At 36.1% G+C, this 7,552-nt stretch carries 7 protein-coding genes; 5 read left to right on the top strand and 2 right to left on the bottom strand.

Annotated elements, in window-relative coordinates:
• Together G634_RS21980 and G634_RS20765 are read left to right on the top strand one after the other, a co-directional pair.
• On the top strand, nucleotides 1–130 hold a 130-nt coding region (locus tag G634_RS21980; RefSeq protein WP_155830539.1), incomplete at its 5' end, for a zinc ribbon domain-containing protein.
• A gap of 174 nt (nucleotides 131–304) precedes the next feature.
• Nucleotides 305–1,903, top strand: coding sequence for an alpha/beta fold hydrolase (locus G634_RS20765; RefSeq protein ID WP_081676562.1), 1,599 nt, complete (start codon nucleotides 305–307; stop codon nucleotides 1,901–1,903).
• A 152-nt stretch (nucleotides 1,904–2,055) separates the two neighbouring features.
• Here G634_RS20765 and G634_RS20280 read toward each other — a convergent pair whose 3' ends face one another.
• Complete coding sequence (locus G634_RS20280; RefSeq protein WP_051233776.1) at nucleotides 2,056–3,039, bottom strand: helix-turn-helix domain-containing protein; 984 nt, start codon at nucleotides 3,037–3,039, stop codon at nucleotides 2,056–2,058.
• A gap of 566 nt (nucleotides 3,040–3,605) precedes the next feature.
• Here G634_RS20280 and G634_RS0108460 point away from each other — a divergent pair.
• The 3 genes from G634_RS0108460 (at nucleotide 3,606) to G634_RS0108450 (ending at nucleotide 7,000) form a co-directional block, all read left to right on the top strand.
• Entirely contained in the window at nucleotides 3,606–5,018 is a 1,413-nt protein-coding gene (locus tag G634_RS0108460; RefSeq protein ID WP_026504925.1) for an extracellular solute-binding protein, read from the top strand.
• 103 nt (nucleotides 5,019–5,121) lie between these two features.
• On the top strand, nucleotides 5,122–6,033 hold the full coding sequence (locus G634_RS0108455) for a carbohydrate ABC transporter permease (protein ID WP_026504924.1): 912 nt from the start codon (nucleotides 5,122–5,124) through the stop codon (nucleotides 6,031–6,033).
• A 1-nt stretch (nucleotide 6,034) separates the two neighbouring features.
• A complete protein-coding gene (locus G634_RS0108450; RefSeq protein ID WP_242826793.1) occupies nucleotides 6,035–7,000 on the top strand; it encodes a carbohydrate ABC transporter permease in 966 nt (321 codons plus the stop codon).
• Between the two features lie 294 nt (nucleotides 7,001–7,294).
• Here G634_RS0108450 and G634_RS0108445 read toward each other — a convergent pair whose 3' ends face one another.
• Nucleotides 7,295–7,495 (bottom strand): hypothetical protein, encoded by a 201-nt coding sequence (locus tag G634_RS0108445; RefSeq protein ID WP_026504922.1) that lies wholly within the window; start codon nucleotides 7,493–7,495, stop codon nucleotides 7,295–7,297.
• Between the last annotated feature and the right edge of the window lie 57 nt (nucleotides 7,496–7,552).

The following is a 7,552-nucleotide window of genomic DNA, read 5'->3' as shown; positions in this document are numbered from 1 at the left end:
CTGTGGAAATATCAAAAAAGATTTGAAATTATCTGACAGGATTTATAGATGTGAATGTGGAAATGTCATAGACAGAGATTTTCAGGCATCACTAAACTTAAAAGCTTATGGAGAAAAATTTGCAAGCTAACACTTGAACGTTAATGCAAATGTGTACGGATACGTTAATTCGGAATTTACGCCTATGGAGAGTACAAGAACTTGTGAGTAGATTGATGCTTTCATCGTCAAAAGCATACTCGATGAAGTAGGAATGAAACATAAAAGTTTATAACTTTTTATAAGTTTTCAGTAACGGGTGAATATGAATTTTGGTTTTTCTTACATAGGATTATTATGGATTATTATGCTTGTTGTTCCTAATCTAATTTGGGTAAAAAATAAGCCCACGGATTATGAAAAATATGTTGTGAATGAAAATAAAGTTCTTCGAGCGCTTGAAAGAACCGGAGAATTTTTAGTAACACCAATTGCTTTGATTTTTTCTGATTTTAACTTCAAAGGCTTTCATTTTTGGAGTATAGTTCTATTCATATCATTTTTATGCATGGTGCTTTATGAAATCTTTTGGATTAGATATTTTAAAAGTCCAAAGACTATGGAGGATTTTTACAGTGGTATCTTGGGAATTCCTGTTGCAGGAGCAACGCTTCCAGTCATAGCTTTTTTTCTACTTGGTATCTATGGCGGCAACATACTTATGCTGATAGGTGCTATCATTCTTGGTATCGGTCATATTGGTATACATCTTGCTCACAGGAAGGAAACATATGGTCCTAAGAAAAAGAGAAAGCTTTCTCTTCGTATACTTTTGGGAATACTAAAGGCTATTTGTATTCTTATCCTTGGGGTCGTCTTCGGAGCTTTTATATTTTTTATTGGATGGCGTAATATCAACCAGCTTTCACATGCAATCAGGTATAAGAATGGCATAAATGAACAGATATATGTAAAGCTAAATGATCAGGAAGAATATATTTCGATAATAGGTAAGTCACTAGACAATCCAGTTATTATATCTCTTCATGGAGGGCCTGGAGAGCCGACTACATTCATTGATTATTGCTGGCAGGATTATCTTGCTGACGAGTATACAGTTATCAGCTGGGATGAAAGGGGATGCGGCAGGTCTTACTATCGTAATATAGCTGTTGATCCTGATAACAAGACTTTGACTTTTGAACAGCAGCTTTCAGACCTTGATGCACTTGTAGATTATTCATGCGAGCGTTTTGGAAAAAATCAGGTAATTATTCTTGGACATTCATACGGAACTATGCTTGGCAGCAGGTATGCTCTTTCTCATCCTGAGAAAGTATCTGCATATATCGGAGTAGGCCAATGTGTAAATGAGCAGAATTACTACGGAGAGACTTATTCTTATGAAGATGCGCTTAAAATTGCTAAGGAAAAAGGTGATAATACTTCTGAAATGGAAGAAGCATATGCTAAGTTTTCTTCTGATATGAGTATTAAGAATCTCTTGCAGCTTAGAAAACTTGTAAGTAAGTATCATCCGCAGTCTGTAACCAAAGATGTTTCGACACTTGCGGCATTATCAAGTCCTATTGTGGGTGTTGATGATATCAGATGGTATATGATTGAAATGGAAGTATTGATGGGTGGCAAAAGGTATAATCAACTTGTTGAAAAATCTCTTGGCGAGTATATGATGAATTTCAATATCCTGCAATCAAATGATTCATATAATATGCCGGTACTTCTTTTGTCAGGATCTTGTGATTGGGTATGTCCTGTTGGTCTTGTTAAGGATTATGCTGATAGTATTTCTGCTCCAAAGGCTTGCGTAATTCTTATGGATGGCTGCGGACATTCTCCTCAGGGACAATTACCTGAGGAATTTGCACAGAAAATCAAGGATTTTTTAAAAACAGTTAAATGATTTTTGAGACTATCCTAAATCTCAAGTTCTCTTTTGGCATTTAAACGCTTGTAAATCATAGGAAAAACCAATGAACCAACAAGCATGCTGGCAACGAAGATAGCGCCGAAGGCAGATAGAAAGAATGCATCGCCATGAAGCAGTTCGCTGACCTATGAAGAAAGAACCCTATTTTTTGCAAAATGAGGATTAGCAGGAAGGGAATGCTGAACTTCATTGAGCATTCTATATTGAGAAGGCGTATATCCGGTACTTTTTTTGAAAGCTCTGGTAAAGGCTATGCAGCTCGAAAATCCAGCCTGATATGAGATGTCTGTAATCGACAATTCAGGATTGGACAATAATGTTTGAGCATAGCCTATCCTCATTTGTTGAAGATATTGATAAAAGGACATACCGGTATATTCATTGAAAATCCTTTCGAAATGATATTTACTAAAGCCTGCATATGCAGAAATACGTTCCAAAGATATATCTTGGGTAAAGTGATCTGATATATAAGAACATACGTTGCTAAGTGATACATGGTTCTTGAAAACGGAATAAGGTTCTTTCTTCTGGGAATTGTGGAATAGATTTAAGTTTTTGCCGCATAGAGAGATGAAGAGCATGAGATTAGAATAAATCTCAAGTTCTTCGTAAGGCGCAAGTTCAGTATATGCTATTATAGCATCATCTAGTTCTATTTCTTCGGGAGCTGAAATAGAAGGTCCAAAGTACAATTTCGAAATCATATCAATATAAGTACAGAGCTGTTCATATATCTTCTTTGGACAGCTCTTTTTCTTTATAAGGAGTGCTGGAGACATAAGACGGAAGGCTTGTTCTAATTCTTTTAAAGTGATAATTCCAGAAAAGTCGGCTTGAATATATAATCTGGAACCTGGAGCTATAGAGAAGATTTCGTGAAGTACAGCAGGGCATATAAGCAGAATGTCTCCGATGTCAACTGTGTAAGTCTGATTACTGCAGATTACCTTATAAGGGGCATCTATAGGCTTAATGATTTCTATATCAGTATGCCAATGCGGCGGAAAATCAGAATGAAGTCTGTTCACGAATACTCTTAGATTGGTTCCAACTTTGTGATAGACTATTTCTTTGGCATTCATGTTTAGATTTAAATCACTCTTCATACTTTTTCTCCCATTACAAAACATAGCAATATTGATATGTCTAAAAGTCTTATGGTAATACTGATAAGAGAATCCTTACAAGATGTGGTAATTATACCATATTTTTGCAAAGAAAACGCATATATTATAGGTATACTGTATACAAATAAGCTGCTCTGACCAAAAAAATATGGCATATATCATGAAAAATAGCAATATTAGTACCATATATAGCAATTTTTGTAATGCATTATTATCAAATCTACATTAAAGTATTTATAGGTTCTTGTTTTCATCAGGAAAATCAAGAACCGTATCAGACCAAAATTTGTCGTCAAGAGAAATTTTGTCCTGCGAAGCAGGATTCTTGCTGATGATTATCCTAAATCTCAGCAAGAAGTCAAGGGTTCTTGTTTTCATCAGGAAAAGCAAGGAGTTATTAGATATAAAAAAGAAAATTAATAAAAAATCAGTATTCAAAAATAACAAATCAAACTACTAATCCAAAATATTCAAAGTTTCATAAACGTAATCACATTAAGTAAACCAAAATAAACTACATCAACAATGCGAAAAGGAGGAACGGTATGAGAAGAAAGATAATGTCCTTAGTATTTGCATCCATCCTTACTGTGTCGGCACTATCAGGTTGCAGCAATTCATCATCTACTCCGAAAGGTTCTGAAGAAGGCACTGACAAGAGTGCATCATCAGGTGCCAAACAGACAGATGGCAAGAACCTCCCACAGTTAACAACAGAACCACTCACGATAACACTTTGGGATATCTCAACAGAAGATCCTGGCAAGTCGAATGTTGAAGGTGCAGTAAAAAGATTTATGGCAGACTATCCTAACATAACGGTTAATCAGGTTCATCAGCAAAATGATAATTATAAGCAGCAGCTTGTAGTTGCAATGAGTTCAGGACAAGCACCTAACATTTATTGTCATTGGGGCGGAGGACCTATGGCTGAATACTACAAGTCAGGTTTTGCTAATGATATTACTGAGATGTATGCCAAATATGACCATCCTGATTTTGTAGATGCAGCTGTTGCTCAGTCAACATATGATGGAAAGATGCTGGCTATACCGTATAGTGGACTTACGGGATGCGATATTTTCTATAACAAGACAATCTTTTCAGATCTTGGACTTGAAGTCCCTACAACAATTGATGAACTTGAAGATGTCTGTGACAAACTTAAGGCAAAGGGAATTATTCCTTTCTCATTGGCAAATGCGTCAAAGTGGACAGGATCTATGTACTATATGTATCTTGTAGCACGTCATTCAGGCAATGCTGAATTTGATGCAGCATACACTCAGGAAAATGGCGGAACATTTACAAGCCCTGCCTTTATATATGCTGGTGAAAAGATCCAGGAATGGGTAAAGAAGGGATATTTCCCGGATGGTGTTAATTCTCTTTCGGCAGATGATAATCAGGATAGAGCACTTCTATATGATGGTTCAGCAGCTATGATGCTTCACGGTTCATGGCAGGTTTCTGGAATAAAGGCTGATAACGAAGAATGGTACAACAAGAATATTGGTGTTTTCCGCTTCCCGGAAGATTCAGAAGCTAAAGCGTCCGGTGTACCACAGAATGTTGAAATCGGTACAGCTATTGGAATGGGTCTGACATTTAACTGTTTTAAAAAAGACGGTTCTGTAGATCAGGAAATGCTGGATGCCTGTTACGTGCTTGCAACACAGTATTTCAACGATGATACCTACAATAATGCACAGTTTTCTACAGGAACAATTCCTTCAATAAAGGGATTTAACGAAAACATTGATGATCCTAACAATAAGTATATTATTGATGAATTCTTTAAGGCATCTAATGTACAGTTGTGGTATGATCAGTATCTTCCTGCATCAGTTACAGAAGTTCACAAGAATTGCATGACAGAACTGTTCGGACTGGAAAAGACTCCGCTTGAGATAGGAAAAGAACAGGATGAAGCTATGAAGAAGGCGTTAAAAGAATAGCAGATAAAGGCAGGATAAACTGTGACCAGGTTAAATGGTCGTTGCCCGCGGGGAGATTCTTTCCTGCGGGCATTTTCGCAGAATCATCCCGGAGGAAAATGATATGGAGAAAGTCGAAAAAAACAGCCTTGCCAAGGCCAAGGCAAGAAGTACTGCGATAGCTGCTACTGTATTTTTATTGCCTGCACTTATTCTAATAGCAATATACATAGTATATCCGGTTGTTGATACTTTTATTATTAGCGGATTCAAATGGAACGGAATTTCTTCTGACAGGATATACATAGGTTTGGAAAATTGGAATACACTGATTCATGATTCTATGTTTTGGAAATCTTTTGGGCACAATCTTATCGTAATGGTTTGTTCAATAATATTACAGATTCCGTTGGGAATGCTGCTTGCAACCTTCCTTGATGCAGGTGGCAGGAAATTCAATATATTCAAAGTAATATGGTTTCTACCATATCTAATGAGTTCAGTTGCAATAGCATTTCTTTTTGTATATGCACTGGCAACAAACGGAGGACTTGTTTCATCTCTTGTAACCCTTATCAAGGGGCAAAAGACTACTATAGATCTTCTAGGATCGGCTCCCAATGCATTATTTACAATAATAGGTGTAATGGCGTGGCAGTTTACACCCTTTTACATGGTCTACTTTATAGCAGGATATGGAAATATAGATACTACAATATATGAAGCTGCCATTATAGATGGAGCTACAAGGCGGCAGTATCTTAGACACATAGCGATACCACTTCTTGGTCCAATATTTAAGACAGCATGTACTATGTCGCTTATAGGATCTCTTAAGTATTTTGATATGATATGGAACATGACACAGGGAGGTCCTGCAGGAACTACAGAACTTATGGCAACCTACATGTACAAGCTCTCATTTCAACAGTTTAATATGGGATATGGTTCTACAGTAGCCGCTGGAATGTTCATACTGATAACTGCTATAGCTCTGTTCTTTAACAGGGTATTCAAGGTCAAGGAGGATTACTAGAATGGTAGATGAAATAAGGGAAGTCAAAATGGAACTGATTGTAGATAATACAGAAAATAACAATCAGAAGAATAAGGAATGTAGAATAGATACTATTAAAAATATAGATAAAGTTCAAAAAGACGAGTATCGAATATCCAAAATAAAATCCAAAGTAGCCTGGACTATAGCTATACTGTTTGCAATTGTACAGCTTGTAATAACGCTGACACCTTTTTTCTTTATGATAATGAACTCTTTCAGAAAGCAGTTCGACATGCTGCAGCAAGGTGTCTTCCATCTGCCTGATCCATGGTATTTTCAGAACTATGTAGAAGCTATTACACATGGATTTTTCGGATATTTTTTAAGAAGTGTCATAGTAGTAGCTATATCACTACTGCTCATGCTGATTATCTCTTCTTTTGCAGCATATCCGTTATCTAGAATGAGATTTAAGTTAAGTACTGTTATATTTGCAATAATAGTTGCCATGATGTCGGTACCTATGCATGTAACTTTGATCCCTATATTCAAGCTTACAACTAACATAGGGTTATATGATACCCTTGGATCTTTAATAGGGCCTTACGTGGCGTTTGCACTTCCAATGTCAGTATTTATCCTGACAGCATTTATGAAGACTATCCCTAAAGAAATAGAGGAGTCTGCAGAAATTGACGGGTGTAATATCTACCAGAATTTTTTTCTGATGATACTTCCTCTTGCAAAATCAGGTTTATCGACACTGGCAATATACAATGGTGTTTCTATGTGGAATGAATTTGCTTTTGCGAATACATTTCTGATTACGCCTGCCAAAAAGACACTTCCTCTTGCATTGGGACAATTTAAGGGCGAACATTCACTCAATATTCCAATCAATATGGCAGTTCTTACGTTATCAGTTTTGCCTATGATAATACTGTTTGTTATCTTTCAGGATAAGCTTGTCAAAGGTATGATGGCAGGAGCAGTAAAGGGATGAGGCATTGACAGCGAGTTTCTGAATAAAAGTGACAAGAAGTCATAGATTTTTATTATTATCTCTAATTTGAAATGGATTTGTGATGATACAAGCATCAGTTATTGAGTGTAAATGCACTTGTGCTTTTAGAAGTAGGAATTAATAGAGAAAGAAAATCCTTCTTTGTGATAAAGTAGAAACGGAAGATTTTTTGCAAGAGTTAGAAAAATCAATGATAAAAAATGCAGATAAAAATACCCGAGCCTTAATTCTCGGGTATTTTTTGTGCTATAGAACAACACTTTTGACGTGTATTTAGTTCTCGTTCTTTCGGTTTTTGTGCAATAATGTTGAAAGAACACCAGCCATAATTAATGATGAAATCTGCAAAATATTTTTGATAATATATGCTGCGTTTGGACCAGGTGTAACAAATGAATTGATATATAAACTAGCGAATAAAAATACTCCTGCGCAGACTATAATAAGCAAAATGTAAACAGTGTTTTTTTTCATTTCCTTCCCCTTTCTATTTATAAGCAAAGTGATAATTCGTTGTTTTGTTATCATATA

Source organism: Butyrivibrio sp. NC3005, assembly GCF_000424545.1.
GTDB lineage: Bacteria > Bacillota > Clostridia > Lachnospirales > Lachnospiraceae > Butyrivibrio.
Note: the sequence above shows the minus strand (reverse complement) of the source record. Positions and strands in the feature narration are given on the sequence as shown.